This window comes from Neomesorhizobium albiziae, assembly GCF_900114255.1.
GTDB lineage: Bacteria > Pseudomonadota > Alphaproteobacteria > Rhizobiales > Rhizobiaceae > Neomesorhizobium > Neomesorhizobium albiziae.
Genome location: NZ_FOSL01000001.1, coordinates 55,705 through 71,835 on the forward strand (window position 1 = coordinate 55,705; position 16,131 = coordinate 71,835).

The 16,131-nt window shown below is 62.5% G+C and carries 11 protein-coding genes; 2 read left to right on the forward strand and 9 right to left on the reverse strand.

Annotation, left to right across the window (positions count from 1 at the left end; all coding sequences use genetic code 11):
* Nucleotides 1-180 precede the first annotated feature (180 nt).
* Nucleotides 181-1,029 carry a DUF1194 domain-containing protein gene (locus tag F3H98_RS00295; RefSeq protein WP_149757116.1) on the reverse strand — a complete coding sequence of 283 codons (849 nt, stop codon included), beginning with the start codon at nucleotides 1,027-1,029 and terminating at the stop codon, nucleotides 181-183.
* Nucleotides 1,030-1,126: 97 nt separating this feature from the next.
* Nucleotides 1,127-3,688, reverse strand: coding sequence for a GcvT family protein (locus tag F3H98_RS00300; RefSeq protein WP_149757118.1), 2,562 nt, complete (start codon nucleotides 3,686-3,688; stop codon nucleotides 1,127-1,129).
* Between the two features lie 253 nt (nucleotides 3,689-3,941).
* Here F3H98_RS00300 and F3H98_RS00305 point away from each other — a divergent pair, with 253 nt between their 5' ends.
* On the forward strand, nucleotides 3,942-5,684 hold the full coding sequence (locus tag F3H98_RS00305) for a hypothetical protein (RefSeq protein WP_149757120.1): 1,743 nt from the start codon (nucleotides 3,942-3,944) through the stop codon (nucleotides 5,682-5,684).
* Nucleotides 5,685-5,799: 115 nt separating this feature from the next.
* On the opposite strand, the gene F3H98_RS00310 is transcribed toward F3H98_RS00305, so the two are convergent.
* The 7 genes from F3H98_RS00310 to F3H98_RS00340 all read right to left on the reverse strand — a co-directional run bounded on the left by F3H98_RS00310 (nucleotide 5,800) and on the right by F3H98_RS00340 (nucleotide 14,689).
* Entirely contained in the window at nucleotides 5,800-7,272 is a 1,473-nt protein-coding gene (locus tag F3H98_RS00310; protein WP_149757122.1) for an aspartate aminotransferase family protein, read from the reverse strand.
* A gap of 23 nt (nucleotides 7,273-7,295) precedes the next feature.
* Nucleotides 7,296-8,303, reverse strand: coding sequence for an NAD-dependent epimerase/dehydratase family protein (locus F3H98_RS00315; RefSeq protein WP_149757124.1), 1,008 nt, complete (start codon nucleotides 8,301-8,303; stop codon nucleotides 7,296-7,298).
* Entirely contained in the window at nucleotides 8,300-8,728 is a 429-nt protein-coding gene (locus F3H98_RS00320) for an EamA family transporter (RefSeq protein WP_149757125.1), read from the reverse strand. Before F3H98_RS00320 ends, F3H98_RS00315 begins: the two co-directional genes overlap by 4 nt.
* 119 nt (nucleotides 8,729-8,847) lie before the next feature.
* On the reverse strand, nucleotides 8,848-10,197 hold the full coding sequence (locus F3H98_RS00325; RefSeq protein WP_149757127.1) for an FAD-binding oxidoreductase: 1,350 nt from the start codon (nucleotides 10,195-10,197) through the stop codon (nucleotides 8,848-8,850).
* A gap of 3 nt (nucleotides 10,198-10,200) precedes the next feature.
* Nucleotides 10,201-11,634 (reverse strand): UbiA family prenyltransferase, encoded by a 1,434-nt coding sequence (locus F3H98_RS00330; protein WP_149757129.1) that lies wholly within the window; start codon nucleotides 11,632-11,634, stop codon nucleotides 10,201-10,203.
* A gap of 201 nt (nucleotides 11,635-11,835) precedes the next feature.
* A complete protein-coding gene (locus tag F3H98_RS00335) occupies nucleotides 11,836-12,099 on the reverse strand; it encodes a hypothetical protein (protein ID WP_149757131.1) in 264 nt (87 codons plus the stop codon).
* A 133-nt stretch (nucleotides 12,100-12,232) separates the two neighbouring features.
* On the reverse strand, nucleotides 12,233-14,689 hold the full coding sequence (locus tag F3H98_RS00340) for a mechanosensitive ion channel family protein (protein ID WP_244621548.1): 2,457 nt from the start codon (nucleotides 14,687-14,689) through the stop codon (nucleotides 12,233-12,235).
* Nucleotides 14,690-14,867: 178 nt separating this feature from the next.
* Between F3H98_RS00340 and F3H98_RS00345 the strand changes: the two genes are divergently transcribed.
* The gene (locus F3H98_RS00345) at nucleotides 14,868-16,127 is read left to right on the forward strand and encodes a sarcosine oxidase subunit beta family protein (protein ID WP_149757133.1); all 1,260 of its coding nucleotides are present in this window, start codon (nucleotides 14,868-14,870) and stop codon (nucleotides 16,125-16,127) included.
* The last annotated feature ends 4 nt before the right edge of the window (nucleotides 16,128-16,131 follow it).

A 16,131-nucleotide genomic window follows, 5' to 3' on the forward strand; every position in this document is an offset into this window, starting at 1 on the left:
TTCCCTCATCAGCATGAAATTGCATGTTTGCAGCCGCCGTCCCGCAGCCGCATGCCGGAAATCGGCGGTAGTGGTCGGGCCCTGCAAGTAAGCAGATGGCACGATTCCAGCCGAAAGCCAGCGTCCGGAAAAGCAGCAAAAGATCGTGGTGAAAAAAGGATGCCGCTTGTGCGTAAACCGTCAGCGGTTGTCCCACATCCAGGAACGGTCCTGCCACAGCTTTTCGCCGATCAGACAGTCATAAACCGGTGTAGCCTGCGCCTTTACGATCGGCGGGTGAAGCGCTTCCTCCTCGGCCCATTGCCTGGACGTAGGCCCGGCGAGTTCGAGCACCAGCTTGCGGCGCACGGCTTCGGGGAACTGCGACCAGTCATTGACCGGCACCATGAAGGCGCCCGGCCCGCCGATCACGCAATCAGTGTAGTACTGGTCGAGATCGTCGACATCATAGGCGCTTGTCAGCCCGCCATTGGTCATCAACGGCAAGCCGTTGATGGTGATTCCCTGCCGGATCACGTCGTTGCGGACGATATCGACCGGCGGCCCCTGATTGTTCGGCCCGTCCCCCGAAACGTCGATCACTCGTTTCAAGCCCTGAAACTGGCTCTCGGCGAACAAATCCGCGCCGAACTCCAGCGCGCTGGAGATCGAGGTCCGCCGCGCGCTGTTGGGCGGCTGGGCCGAAAGCTGCGACGCCACCCGCTCGGCATCGGCAGGCGAAGCAATCGTCGTCCACGGCACGATGACGTGGTGCGACGTGCTGCCGGCCCATTCGAAATAGGTGATCGCGATCTTGCCATGCACGCCGTCGGCAATCGCCTGCAAAACCTTGTCGTGGGTAAGCGCCGCTGCGTAACCCCGCCTCTGGATGTCGAGCTCGTCCGGCGACATGGACAAGGAAACATCGACGGCCAGCACCAGTTCGATGTCGACCGCTTCGGCGGCCCGGCCTGCCGAGGCAGCAATAACGGTCAGCGCCAAAGAGACGCCGGCTGCGAGTGCATGTCTGGCGCGAAACAGACGAGACATGACGCAAGGTTACGCGAAAACCACCGCTTGAAAAGAAAAGGCAGGGAAGAACCCGGGCCTTTTCTCTTCACGATTTCGCGACCACGGGCAAAACCCGTTAACTACGCGGCTTCAAATTCTCCGGATCGTAGAGCGGCTTGTAGCCTATTGCCGTCACCTCGGCCGGAAAGGTCTGGCCGAAATATTCGACGGAGAGCTTACGGCCTTCCGTGCAATAGGCCCACGGCAGATAGGCAAGCGCGATGTTTTTGCCGATCGTCGGCCCATAAGCGACCGAAGTGGTGAAGGAGCGGCGACCGAGCTCGTCGACCAGCGTCTCGCCCGTCTCCGGGTCCATCACCGGCATCATGCCAACGGGATAACGCGCAACCCCCTTGGAATCGAGATTGTCGGTCATGACCAGCGTGCACAGCATCGCCGGCTGATTTTTCCGCGCGCGGTATTCTTCGTGCTTGGCCTTGCCACGGAAATCCGCCTCCTTGACCTTCGGCCGGGCAAGATCGGCCTCAAGCAAATTGTACTCGGTCAGAAGATCCGCGTTCTGCAGGCGAAGGCTTTTTTCCATGCGGCGCGAGTTGGCGTAGGTTTCGACGCCGAACGGCATGACTCCCGTCGCGCGCAGCGCGTCCCACACGGCAAGGCCGTCCTCGTAGCGCATGTGCAGTTCCCACCCCTGCTCGCCGACATAGGAGATGCGGAATGCGGTGACCTCCTTGCCGGCGATCTTCACGGGCTTGATCGCGGCAAACGGGAAGTTTTCGGGCGTGAGACCCGCTGGATCCTCGACGACCTTCTGTAGCGTCGCGCGCGCGTTGGGCCCCCAGATGCCGACGGTAACGTATTTCTCGGTCACGTCGGTGACGGTGACATCGAAGCCTTTGTCCTCTGCCACCCTCCTGACGTAGTGAAAGTCGCGCGGTCCGGCATCGGCGCCGTCGATGATGCGGCAGCGGTCGGCCAAGCGGATGACGGTGAGGTCGGCGCGCACCATGCCCTCGTCGTCGAGAAAGTGCGTGTAGATGCCCTTGCCGATATTGGCGTCGCCGCCGATCTTGGCCGCGCACAGCCATTCCATCAGCGCGACATGATCGGGGCCTTCGACATCGATGATGGCGAAATGCGACAGGTTCACGATACCGCAATCCTCACTCATGGCGAGATGCTCGGCATTGGAAACGCGCCAGAAGTGGCGGCTGTCCCATTCATTTTCGCGTACAGGAACGCGATTGCCGTATTTCTCCAGCAGGTGCTCGTTGGCGGCGTAACCGTGGGCGCGCTCCCAGCCGCCGAGTTCCATGAAATAGCCGCCGAGCTCCTTCTCGCGTTCGTAGAACGGCGAGTGGCGCACATTGCGGCCGGTCGCATAGGGCTCGCGCGGATGCACGGCCGGATTGTAGACTTTCTGGGCAGCCTCGCCGCAGCGGCCCTCGATGAATTTTTCTTCCATCTGGTGTGGATAGAAGCGGGAATAGTCGAGCCTGTTATGGTCGATCGGCGTGCGGCCGTCTGTCATCCAGTCGGCGATGAGCTTGCCCATGCCCGGGCCGTCCTTGACCCATACCGCAACCGCATACCACAGCCCCCTCACCTTCTGGCTCTCGCCCATGGAGGGGCCGCCGTCGGTGGTCACCTGCAGGAGCCCGTTGAAGGAGTGGCTTTCATTGTAGCCGAGTTCGCCCAGTATAGGCGTCAGCTCCATCGCGCGTTCCAGCGGTTCGATGATCTGGTCCATCTCCAGGTCGCGCTGCGACGGCGAAAGCCGCGACTCGTGCTTTTCCAGAAGGTCGCGCGGGTGGCACAGGCGCGGGTTCTTTTCCTCGTAGTAGCCCCACTCGATCTGCCCGCCTTCGGCGGTCCTGGGGTCGCCGGTGTCACGCATGTAGGCAGAGTTGCCCTGATCGCGCAGCAGCGGCCAGCCGATCTCCTTGCCTGTGCCGGCAAATTCGGTGTACGGGCCGAAGAAGGTCAAGGGATGGTCGACCGGCATGACCGGCAGGTCCTCGCCCGCCATTTCCGCGATCAGCCGGCCCCAGATGCCGGCGCACACCACCACATGGTCGGCATGAATGGTGCCGCGGTCCGTCACCACGCCCTTGATCCGCCCGTTCTCGATGACCAGCGATTTGGCCGGAGTGTTGGCGAAGGCCCTGAGCTTTCCGGAAGCTTCGCCCTGATCGACAAGCTTGCCCGCGACCGTCTGCGAGCGCGGGATGACAAGACCGGCATCGGGATCCCACATGCCGCCCTGCACCAGATGCTCTTCGATCAGCGGGAATTTTTCCTTGATCTCGGCGGGTTCGATGAGGCGTGCGCGGGTCCCGAAAGCCTTGGCGGAGGCCACCTTGCGCTTGATCTCCTCCATGCGGTCATCGTCGCCGACGCGGGCGACCTCGAGGCCGCCGACCCGCGCGTAGTGGCCCATCTTCTCGTAGAAATCGATGGAGTAGAGCGTCGTCCAGCAGGACAGGAAGTCGTGGCTGGTGGTGTAGCAGAAGTCCGACGCGTGCGCCGTCGACCCGATGTCGGTCGGGATGCCGGACTTGTCGATGCCGACGATGTCATCCCATCCCCGCTCGATCAGGTGATGGGCCACCGACGCGCCCACGATACCGCCCAGCCCGATGATGACGACCTTCGCCCGTTTCGGAAACTCTGCCATTGCCCACGACTCCGACATCAAATTTTCGGCAGACTATAGGCCGGCCTCGAGCGATTGCAGCCTGTTTGCGACATCGCCCCAAAACCGCGCGACCTCGATTGCACTTCAAGCTAGATTTGTAACGGCCATTAACGTTTTGGCATCGCTGCAAATGGTAAATACCGTCCGGGGCGATGGGACGGAATCTACTGGCGGCACCGCCGGCCGGATCTCGTGGAGCGTGCGAGGCACGCAGGATGCGGAAACGCGACATATGAGCATTGCGGTCAACAAGAAAGGCGGCGCGGGCATCTCTCGATTCTCCCTGTCATCGCCGTGGACGATCCTGGCGCTCGCCGTGGCGACCGTGGCCATTCTCCTCTCGCTTCCGATACGGCTGCCCGTCGGCCCCATGTATTGGGACGTCATCATCTACTACGATGCTGCCAACCGCATTTTCAGTGGCCAGGCGCCGGTCATCGACTTCTTCACGCCGGTGGGGCCGCTGGGCTACTATCTCTTTGCCGGCCTTTTGTGGGTGTTCCCGAACGCGCAGCCCACCCTGCTCGCGCACTGGTCCCTGCTGCTGATTACCGCGCCGCTGATGGCGATGCTGCTGTGGCATGTCGACCGCAAATCGCGCGGCATCGCCCTGGCGCTGCTGCTGCCGTTTCTGCTGTTTGCGCTGCTGCCCTTCAACACGCGCGCCTTTTACCCGTTCCCGGGTTCGGATGGTTTCGGCATCTACAACCGCCAGATCTGCCAGGTCCTCTACATCCTCGTGGCTGCCCTGCTGTTCGTGAAGGATCGGCTCAGCCTTGGCCTGATGATCGCGATCATCATGACGGCCCTGTTCCTGCTGAAGATCACCGGCTTCGTCGCCGGCGGCATCATCTGCGCGTTCGCCTTCCTGGCCGGACGCGTGCCGCTGCGCGTCGCGCTTGCATCGCTCGCATTGTTTGCGGCAACATTGGTGCTGGCGGAACTTTCCAGCGGCCTGGTGAGCGAATACGTCGCCAACATCATCAGCCTCGTGCAGATGAACAGCGGCACCCTTCTGCCTCGCTTCCTGCAGGCGACATCGCTGAATTTCGGCATCGTGCTGACGACTTCGGCGCTGATCGCAGCCCTTGCATGGAGCGACTGGGCTGGCCTCAAACAGCGCGTGGCAAACCTTTTCCAATCGTTCGGAATTGCAAGCTTCAACAAGCTGCTCGACCATCGCTTGTTCTGGCTGGGTGCGGTTCTGTTTGCCGGTATCCTGTTCGAGACCCAGAACACCGGTAGCCAGGCGATGATCTTCCTCTGGCCGGTGGTCCTTGCCGTCCTCATGGATTCGCGCTTTCTCCTGGCACGCCCCATCCAGCTGGTGGTGGTCGCGGGCCTGGCGGCCGCCGTCGCCTTCCCGCCGGCGGTCGTGCTGATCGAGCGCGCCGCGAGGGCCTATATAGGCAGCACCAAGAACCTGCCGCTCGAAAATGCCAACCTGAAGTCGCTGGGCGCCATCAACATGCGAAGCGAAGTGGCGATGCGCGCCGAGCACATGCTCAGATTCTATCCGGAGCATCGGGCGCTCTACGACGATATGATCAACGTCGGCGAATTGCCGACCCCGATGCTCTATTCCGATTTCGACTTCCAGGTCGTCTACCTCACCGCCGTCGACCGGGCGATCGATTCGATCAAGGCGTTGGAGGCGGCCAAGGGCATCCGTTTCGAAACGATCATGTCGCTCAACTTCGTCAACCCGTTCCCGTGGCTGATGGATCGTTCGGCACCCCTGCATATCGCCATCGGCGCCGACCCGATGCGCGCGGTGCCGGACCCTGGCTCGGATGAAGAGCAAGCCACCGCGGACGCCGATCTCGTGCTTTATCCAACCTGCCCGCCGACCACCGCCAACGCGATGCTTCACGAGATGTATGCCCCCGCGCTCACCAAGCACATCCGGATGAAACTCGACGCCTGCTACGACGCTTATGTCCATCCCCGGTTTGCGGCACTGTTCTCGCAGTAACCCTGAGCGACGGCGGGGAACCGAGGCTGCGACCAGCCCGAAGGGCCGCTACGTACGGCCAAGAAAAAGGCCGGGGTCCAGCCCCGGCCTTTCTATATTCAACGTTATGCCGTCTTTACTTCACCTGGCTTTTCACAAAATCCTTGACGATGGCCACGATGCCGCGCCCCAAGAGGCTGTCCATCGCATCGACGAGCCGGTCGGCATGTTCGCGCTGGCAGATCAGCGGCGGCAGCAGCCGGATGACATTGCGGTTGTATTCGGTGAAGGCGACCAGCACGTCGTAATCGCGCAGCAGAAGCGCGCCGACGAAGCCGGACAACGAGCCCTTCAGCTTGTCGTCCAGCATCGAGACCACCGGGCGCAGCACCATCGGCAGCGTCTGCGAAAAGTCGTGGAACTCCAGGCCGATCATGAAGCCCTTGCCACGCACGTCCTTGATGATCTTCGGATATTTTGCCTGCAGCGCCTGAAGCCTGTTGAGCAGATAGTCGCCGGTGACGGCGGCATTTTCGATCAGCCCTTCGTCATAAAGCACATGCAGCGTCTCGATGGCGGTGATCGAAGCCTCGCCGATGCCGCCAAAGGTGGCGGCGGCGTGGATCATCGCCGTTTTCGGTGTACCGTATGCCTTCATATAGACGTCGCGTTTGGCGATCATGGCCGCCATGGCCGACTTGCCGCCGCCGAGCGACTTGGCGACCGCCGTCACGTCCGGCACGACGCCGTAATGCTCGAAGGCGAAGAAACGGCCCGAACGGCCGACGCCGCACTGCACCTCGTCGGCGACCCACAGCACGCCATACTGGTCGCACAACGCCCGGAGCTTCTGCCAGAATTCGGCGGGCGCCTGCACGATGCCGCCGCCGCCCTGGATGGTTTCCAGAACGATGGCGCCGATTTCAGGATCGGACTTGAATGCCCGCTCGATGGCGTCGATATCGCCGAACGGCACCCGCACCGTATTGTCGGTCAGCTTGAACTCGCCGCGGTAAAGCTGGCCGTCGGTAATCGCCAGCACGCCCTTGGTTTTTCCGTGGAATGAGTTCTCGGCATAAACAACCTTCGGGCGCTTTGGCCCGGCGGCGCGCTCGGCGATCTTGATCGCCGCTTCCATGGCTTCCGAGCCGGACGAGCCGAGGAACACCATGTCGAGGTCGCCCGGCGCGATCTGCGCAAGATTGTGCGCGAGTGCGGCCGCATATTGCGACATGAAGGCGATGGCGATCTCGTGGCGTTTTTCGTCCTGGAACTTTTCGCGCGCCGCGATGATGCGCTTGTGGTTGTGCCCAAGCGCCAGCGATCCGAATCCGCCGAAGAAATCGAGGATGCGGCGGCCGTTCTGGTCGACATAGAACATGCCTTCCGCCGTCTCGATCTTGATCTTGTGGAAGCCGAGCAGCTTCATGAAGTGCAGCTGGCCGGGATTGAGATGCGCCTTGAACAGGTCGGTCATGCGGGCGACGTCCATCGCCTTGGATTCCTCGACGCTGATCATCGCCGGCTTGACGATCGCCGCCGGCGACAATGCCGGAGCGTTGACGACGGCGCGGGCGTCGTCTGTCTTGGGTTTGGTCATGGCGGTCATCTTTGTCTCCCTCGCAGCCCGATCTATTCGGCCGGTACGTGGTTGGCGGCCACTGTATGACCGTCTTTCTTGGCGCGATATTCCTTGTAGGCGGCGATCAGCATGTCCTCGTCGCGGTATTGCGGAACCCAGCCGAGCTGGCGCTCCCCCTTCGAAACGTCGAGCACGCATTCCTCATCGGCGATCAGATACTGTTCCGGATCCATGATCGGCATGTTGATCAGATCGAGCAGATCGAGCGTCCGCTTCACCGCCCAGCCGGGTGTCGGGATCAGCAGGGACTTCGAACCGGCGTGCCGGATCAGGTCGCCGAGCAGCTTGCGCACCGGCGGCGGGTTGAGCGAGCCCAGATTGTAGGCTTCGTTGGGCACGCCTGCCTTCCAAGCAAGCCGCGCCGCTTCGGCGCAGTCGAACACCGAGATGAATTGGTACGGATTCCTGCCGGAGCCAATCATCGGCACCGGCAGGTTCATGTCGATCAGCTTGAACAACTTTTCCAGAATGCCGAGACGGCCGGGACCGATGATCAGCCGCGGGCGGAACAGCGAAATGTTCATGCCGCGCTTGCGCCATTCGGCGGCAAGCTCCTCGGTCTTCAGCTTCGACCAGCCGTATTCGCCGAGCGGCGCCACCGGATGTTCTTCGGTCATCGGATAGGTGACGGTGTGGCCGTAGATCATGTCGGTAGTGAAGTGCACCAGCCTCGGCGCATCGACCCGGTCCATCGCCTTGATGATGTTTTCGGTGCCGTGCACGTTCACCGGCCAGAAGAAGTCATGCCGCTTGGCGCGCACCTGGATCGGCGACAGCATTTTTGCCGACAGATTGTAGACCATGTCGTCGGCGCGGATACCCACCTTGGCCACCGACGCGGGGTCGGTGACATCGCACTCCACGAACGTCCCCTTGCGGTAATGCGTCAGGTCGCTCTTGACGATGTCGGCGACGACGACCTCCTCGCCATCGGCGATCAGCTTTGGCGCAAGATGGCGGCCGACGAAGCCGTCGCCTCCGAAAATGATGTGTCTCATCGTGTCAACTCGCTTGTACTGACGCTCTGTTCTGGGGTGCTTGCCTCTGCATGGCCACTGCCGCCCTGGGCGATCAGCACGGTGCCAATGCAGATGAAGGCGATGCCGGCGATGCGCCAGGCGTTCAGATCTTCGTGGAAGACGAAGTAGGCGAACACCGCGACCGCCACATAGGCAAGGCTGAGGAACGGATAGGCAAAGGAGAGCTCGACCTTGGACAAGACGTAGAGATGCGATGCCATCGAGATCACGAAGGTGCAAAGGCCGAGGAAAACCCACGGGCTGAACACGATCTGCAAAAGCTTCAGCACCGGGTTGGCGCCCTCGAAGCTGATCGATCCGAGCGACATCATGCCGTGCTTCAGCATCAGCTGCGCTGCGGCGTTGGTCATCACTGTAAAGAGTATGAATCCGAGATATTTCATGCTTTCCACCTGCCGACGACACTTCTACACAAACACAAAAATAATTCGTGAAACAACCTCTAAAATTCGAATAAGATCACGTTTATCTCTTTGTTTACCAACAATAATTCAAAGGCATATCAAGCCGCCGCCTGTCCCGCGCCCGCACCTGGCGATGCCAGCCGCATCGCGGTGCGCGACCAGAGGTCCGACATGAAGGCGGGATCGCGCGCGGCCTCCAGCTTCTGCCAATTCGGGAAGGATGCGGCAAAGACTTCGGCGCCCATGCGCGCATCCTTGTAGGGGTTGACCGCGCCGCCAGCGCCCACCGTGATGGCATCGAGCCGTTCCAGCAGCTTCAGGGTGGTAACACCGCGGTTCGGAAAGTCGAGCGTCAGCGTGTAGCCCGGACGCGGAAACGACAAAAGCCCGGGCGAGCGCATCGCGCCGAACCGTTTCAGCACAGTCAGGAAAGAACCCTGCCCGGCCCCCTGCGCGGCGGCCAGCAGGTCCGGCACCGCCTGCCGTGCTGCCCCTTCGGGTACCACGCTCTGGTGCTGGAACAGCCCGTTCGGCCCGTAAAGCCGGTTCCAGTCGCGCACGCCGTCGAGCGGAAAGAAGAAACCCTGGTAGCCGCTCGCATGCGGAGCTCGCGCCTTGCCTTTCTTCCAGCGGTAGGCGGCGTTGAAGGCCTTGAGGAAGGGGCGGTTGAGCACGTTGAGTGGTGGCTGGAATGGCACCGAAAGCCTGGAGCCGACCGCTGCCGCGCTGCGCGCGCCGTAGCCGGAATGATTGCCAGTCATCAGCAGGCCGCGGCCGGCGCCTTTTCCCGAAGCGAGCTGGTCGATCCAGGCGACCGCATATTCGTTGGCGGCATCCGCCGCCTCGGCCATGTCGAAGAATTCGGCAAGGCTGCCGAACGGCGTCACTGTCTCCTCGACATCGAGGGAGGCAACCCGCATCAGCCGGATCGAGGCGTTCAGGATGATGCCTGTCAGGCCCATGCCGCCGATCGTCGCCGAAAACAGCTCCGGATTGTATTCCGGCGAGCAATGGTGAAGCTGGCCATCGGAACGCAGCAGCGTCAAGGCTTCGACATGGCGGCCGAACGTACCGCGGCGATGATGGTTCTTGCCGTGAACGTCGTTGGCGATGGCGCCGCCGAGCGTCACGAACTGTGTACCGGGAACGACCGCCGGAAAGAACCCGAACGGCGCGGCATGCGCAATGATGTCGCAAAGCAGCGCGCCGGCCTCGGCCACGATGACGCCTGTCCCTGCGTCGAAGCCCAGGATACGGCTCTTTGGCCGCATATCGACGATGGAGCCAGCCGTGTTCTGGCAGGAATCGCCATAAGAGCGGCCATTGCCGTAGGCAAGCAGCGAGCCCGCGCTGGCCTCGCCAGACTCCAGACGGGCGATCGCCTCATCGGCGCCGATTGCCCGGCGCGTCGGCGCAACGGTTCGGCCGAAGCTTTCATACGGCGTCATCGCTCAGATGCCTGCCATCAGCATGAGGACGGCGCCAATCGCCACCACCACCTGGCTGCGCCAGTCGCGGATGATGAAAACGACGGGATCGTCATGCATCTCGTCGCGGCGCGCCAGAATCCACACGCGCATCGTCAGGTAGAGCACGATCGGCGCCAGCGGCCACACCAGCCACGGTTTGGCATAGAGTTCGCGCACCGCGTCGCTGTCGATATAGAGCGCCAGCACCAGCGCCGACGAGAAGGCGGAGGCCATGCCGGCCTGCGCGACAATCTCCTGATCCTCGGCGCGGTAACCCCGGCCGGCGATCCGTTCGCCGACCGGCAGCGGCGTCGAACGCAGTTCAACGTAACGCTTCACCAGCGCCAGCGACAGGAAGAAGAAGATCGAGAAGGCGAGCAGCCAGAACGACACATCGACGCCGGTCGCGGCAGCACCGGCAAGAATGCGCATCGTGTAGAGGCCGGCAAGCGTCAGCACGTCGATCAGGAGCATGCGTTTGATCGAGAAAGAATAGGCGGTGGTGATGACGAGATAGGCCACCAGAACGCCCATGAATTCGATCGGCAGGAAGAGCGCCGTGGAGAGGCTAACAGTCAAAAGCACGGCGACCGAGGCAAAGCCGAACGGCATCGACAACAGCCCACTGGCGAACGGCCGGTTACGCTTGGTCGGGTGACGGCGGTCGAGGGCCAAGTCGAAGAAATCGTTGACGATGTAGATCGCCGACGCGGCAGCGCTGAAGGAGATGAAGGCCAGCACGCATGACAGCATCATGCCGACGTTGAAATATTCGTGGCTGAGCACCATCGGCACGGCGATGAGCCCGTTCTTCAGCCATTGATGCGCCCGCAGCATCTTGACGACGGTCTTGATCGTCGGCTTCGGCGTTTCCAGTAATTCGCCGCCACGCGTCGATTGCCAGCGCGCGGCATGGCGGTCCGGCGCAACGACGATCGCCTCGCGCGCCGAATCGAAGACCTTGAGGTCGTGGCGGCTGTTGCCGGCATAGTCGAACCCGCAGTCGCCATAGGCTTCGACCAGCGCTGCTTGTTTGCGACCCGACGTCAAGTTGTGGGCCTCGTCCGTCGCCAGCACCTTGTCGAATATGCCGAGATGCGCGGCAATCGCTTCGGCGAACTTGCGCGGGGTGCCGGTGGCAAGGACGATCTCACGGCCGGCGGCGCGCTCGTCGCGCAACCGCGAAAGAACTTCCGCGCGATAAGGGAGCCCGCCGGCGTCGATGTCGACCCGCGCCGCGATCTCGCGCTTAAGCCGGGCCGGCCCCGAAGACAGCCACACAGGCACCAGGAACAGGAACAGCGGGTTTTTCCGCAGTAGCAGGAAGAGGCCTTCCCACAAAAGGTCGGTCGCGATCAGCGTGCCATCGAGGTCGACTGCCAGAGGTATCGCCTGATTGTCAGATAGCGTATCCATTTCTTCCGCCCATGCTCCCGCCAACGCCTTCGGGCGCTCCCTCGGGCGATATAGCCGCGAAGACGAAAACGACCGTTAAACCGGCCGGCCCCGCGGGTAAACTGGCGCGAAATTCATAGTACAGAGTTAACCGGCTGCTACCAGAGCGCGTAAAAAGGCCGAGCAATTCTGCCCGGCCTGTCTAATACTTGCAGGTGCGGCTTACTTGATCTTGGCGACGCCGCCGGAGATCTCGATGGTTTCGGAGCCGGTCAGCGCTTCGCGGTCGCCGTTCGGCATCGTCACAAAGCAGCCGGACTGGCAGAATTCCACCGTCTCGCCCGCAGCCAGCGCAAGCTCGTTCTTGCTGCCGCCCTCGGTCACGATCAGCGTGCGTGGCTCGGCATCCTTGTTGACGGCGCTCGCCGTGATCCCCTGCCCACTGAGGGCAAGCAGCGCAGCAATCGCGACACAGAATCTCTTCATTGCACTATCGGTGTCTCCACCGCCTCTGTTGCCCAGAGAAAGCCACTGCCTTTCTCCTGTGCAACCTTATAGGAGAGCGTAGCTGAACGGCAACTGAATGCTGCGTTCAGCCTGCCGTGGGTCGGATTTCAGGCTAGTCCGGATCGGGGACCTTTTTTTTGCGGCGCGAAACCGGTTTCGCCGGCTCGTCCGCGCCGTCCCCCTCCTCGGCGACGCGTGTTGACGGCTTAACCTCCGCCCGCGGCGTCGACGGGATGTCGATGCCGGCCGTGCCCAACGCGTCGAGCACGGCAAAGCGGATATCGTTCTGCACGACGGCGCCGTTGAGGATGTCGGCCAGGAATACGCGGATTTCGAACTCCTGTGCGGCCAGACCCAGATTCACGAACAGCACGAAAGGCTCGGGGTTTTTCAGAACCAAAGGGTGGCTCTTGGCAACGTCGAGCAGGATCGCGTGCGCTTGCCTGGCGTCGAAGCCGTAGGCGACATTGACCTTGATGTCGACGCGGCCAAGCTTGTTCTTGTGCGTCCAGTTGCCGACAGCGGCGTTGATCAGCTGCGAGTTCGGCAGGATCATCGTCTGGCGCTGGAACGTCTCGATCTCGGTGGCGCGCACGCTAATCTTCTTGACCGTGCCCGAGACATCGCCGGCAACGATCCAGTCGCCGACCTTGAACGGCCGCTCGGCCAGCAGGATCAGCCCCGAAACGAAGTTGGACACGACGTTCTGCAGGCCGAAACCGATACCGAGCGAGAGACCGCCGGCAATCAGCGCCAGGTTCGAAAGGTTGATGCCGGCAGCGGAGACGCCGACCAGAGCGGCCAGCGCCAGGCCGGCATAGCCGACGACAGTGCGGATCGAGTTGCGCACACCGGCATCGACCTTGCCGCGCGCCATCACCGAACCATCCAGCCAGCCCTGGAACCAGCGCGTCAGGAAATAGCCGAAGACGAAGACGAGCAGCCCGGTCAGCACGCCGATCAGCGAGAAGGAGACCGAGCCGATCTTGATTTCCGTCGCCAGTTTGTAGGCCCACGCCGTGATATCGCCCGGCTGGAAACCCCACATGAACAGGATCAGCGGCAGGCCGAGCACCACCACGATCAGGTTGATGGCGACGCTGACCACCAGGCCAAGCTGATCGATTGTCGTCTCGTCGAGGCCGAAGACGCGCGCCACCCGCTGACCGAGCGCGGTGTTGGCGAAGGCTCCCTCGTCGGAGATCGCCCGCGCCGACAGGAAACCGATATACATCGTCGCCAGGACGGCGCCGGTGAGCACGACCTGCGCCGACAGGAAGCGGGCAAAGCCGATATAGCCGAGCAATGCCGCAACGATGGTCAAACTGCCCAGGAAATAGAGCGCAAAGCGCAACAGGGGATGCCAGCGTTTCGGCTTGCCGTTTTCGTCGACGAACGGCCGCACAAGGCCGATCAGGATCATCGGAATGCCGGTCAGGACGGTTGCCGCGAGGCTTTCGCCGACCGTCAGCGACAGCGGCGACCCCAGCACCTGGTAGACCTTGCTCAGGAAGAAATCGGCGCCTGTGAAAAACGCCGTCGCCGAGACCAGCCACAGCAGCAGCCTCGCGGCGGGCGTCTCCACCGCGATCAGCCGCCAATTAGGCAGGCGCGGCGACAGCACCGCGCTGGCGAGACGATGAACAAAGAAGAAGATGCCGATAACGATGAACAGCGCCGTCATTACCTCGCCGATATCGGCGCGCAGCACGGCAAAATAATCGTAGAGCAGATAGACGGTCGTGAGGAAGACACCCACTGCCGCCGTGGGCAGCAACGTCGACCAGAATGCCACCGACAGGCGGCTGAGATAGGACGGGTTCTCGTTGGCCGGATCGGCGACGAAAAGCCGGCCGAAAAAGCGCCTTCCGCCGACCAGAAGCACCATCGCCGCGAGCAGCCCGAAGAAGGTCGCCGCCAGCATCGAGCTCAGCTTGAATTGCACCACGAACCGAATCCACGACGCTATCCTGCGGTAGAGGTCGTCCGTCGCGGTGCCGAATGCGTCGACGACCTCGCCGGCGAGTTCGAAGTTGATGTCGGTGCGCTTGGTCAGAAGGTTGGCGAACAGATCTCGCCGCATTTCAGCGATCTGGTTGACCAGGTTGTTGATACGAATCGACAGGTTCTCGGCGACCCCGAGCAATCCGTTGATCTCGGCCTTTTCAGCGGCGAGGCGCTGACGTTCCTGCGTCACCACCTCCGGCTCTATCGCATCGTCCTTGGCAGGCGGCGGTCCGAGCTGCTCCAGCCGCGCGTTGATTTCCGTCAGCCGCGGCCGGAACGCCTGGCCGCTAATCAAGAGCTGCCGCCCGATATCCTCGAGCTGAAGCCTGATCTCGACCAGTTCGGCGTCGTCCTCGGCCTCCGCCGTGATCTGCTTTTCGAGGCCGTCCGTCTTCAGCGTCAGTTGATCGATGACGTTCTGTTGTTCGCCGACGACCTGGCTGCCGAGCTGGCCGACCGCCTGCGCCGCCGCAACCAACGGCATCGCCGCCGCAACGAGCAGAATGAGAAGAGCGGCGAGGCGCCGGAAAACGGTTGGGAGCATGATGTCGGTACGGCTCATGGCCAAATCGAAGCAGGGCGAAAAGTCAGCCCTTGATAAAGACGCCTGCCGCCGGGGGCAAGCCGCGTCGCCGCCGCGGCAGGAGTCGGCCAGTCGAAAGGCGATGGCGCAATATTGGCTTTGGTGCGTCGGCGTGATCTATAGTCTGCCGCATCGCCCCCACATGGATGAATCATAAATGGCGGAATATTCGGCCCTTTCGCTGCTGAAAAACGCGTTCTCCGGGAACCGCGACTGGAAACCGGCCTGGCGCAAGCCGGACCCCAAGCCGAGCTACGATGTGATTATTGTCGGCGGCGGCGGGCACGGGCTATCGACGGCCTATTACCTGGCCAAGGAGCACGGAATCACCAACGTCGCAGTGCTTGAAAAGGGCTGGCTGGGTTCCGGCAACGTTGGCCGCAACACCACGGCGGTGCGCTCCAACTATCTGCTGCCGCAGAATATCCGGTTCTACGAACACTCCATGAAGATGTGGGAAAACCTCTCCCACGACCTCAACTACAACGTCATGTTTTCGCAGCGCGGCGTGCTGAACATCGCCCATACGCCGGCGCAGCTCGACGACTTCGCGCGGCGAGGCAATGCCATGCGCCACCTCGGCGCCGACGCGCATCTGATGACGCCCGCCGAGATGGCCCGCCGCGTCCCCGGCCTCGATGTGTCGAAATCGGCCCGCTTCCCCATCTATGGCGGCCTGATGCAGGAACGCGCCGGCACGGCACGCCATGACGCGGTAGCGTGGGGTTATGCACGCGGCGCAGACCGGCGCGGCGTCGATCTCCTGGAAAATTGCGAGGTCCAGGGTTTTATCAAGGACGGCGACCGGGTCGTCGGCGTCAACACCTCGCGCGGCGAGATCCGCGCCAAGAAAGTCGCGGTCGCGGTTGCCGGCTCGACCGGGCACGTCATGCGCATGGCCGGCGTCGAGCGCATGCCGATCGAGAGCCACACACTCCAGGCCTTCGTGTCGGAATCGCTGAAACCCTTCCTCGACACCGTGGTTACCTTCGGCATGGGGCACTTCTACATGTCGCAGTCCGACAAGGGCGGCCTCGTCTATGGCGGCGACATCGAGGGCTACAACAGCTATGCGCAACGCGGCAATCTTCCCATCGTAGAAGAAGTGATGAGCGAGATGCTGGCGCTGTTCCCGAGCCTCGCGCCGGTGCGCGTGCTGCGTTCCTGGGGCGGCGTCTGCGACATGTCGATGGACGGCTCGCCGATCATCACGACCGGCCCGCTGCCCGGCATGTACCTGAATTGCGGCTGGTGTTACGGCGGCTTCAAGGCTACCCCGGCTTCCGGCTGGTGTTTCGCCCACACCATTGCCAAGGACCAGCCGCACCATTTCAATGCGCCCTTCACGCTCGACCGTTTCCATCGCGGCGCGGTCATCGACGACAAGGGCCAGGGCGCGACCCCAAGGCTGCATTAGGACC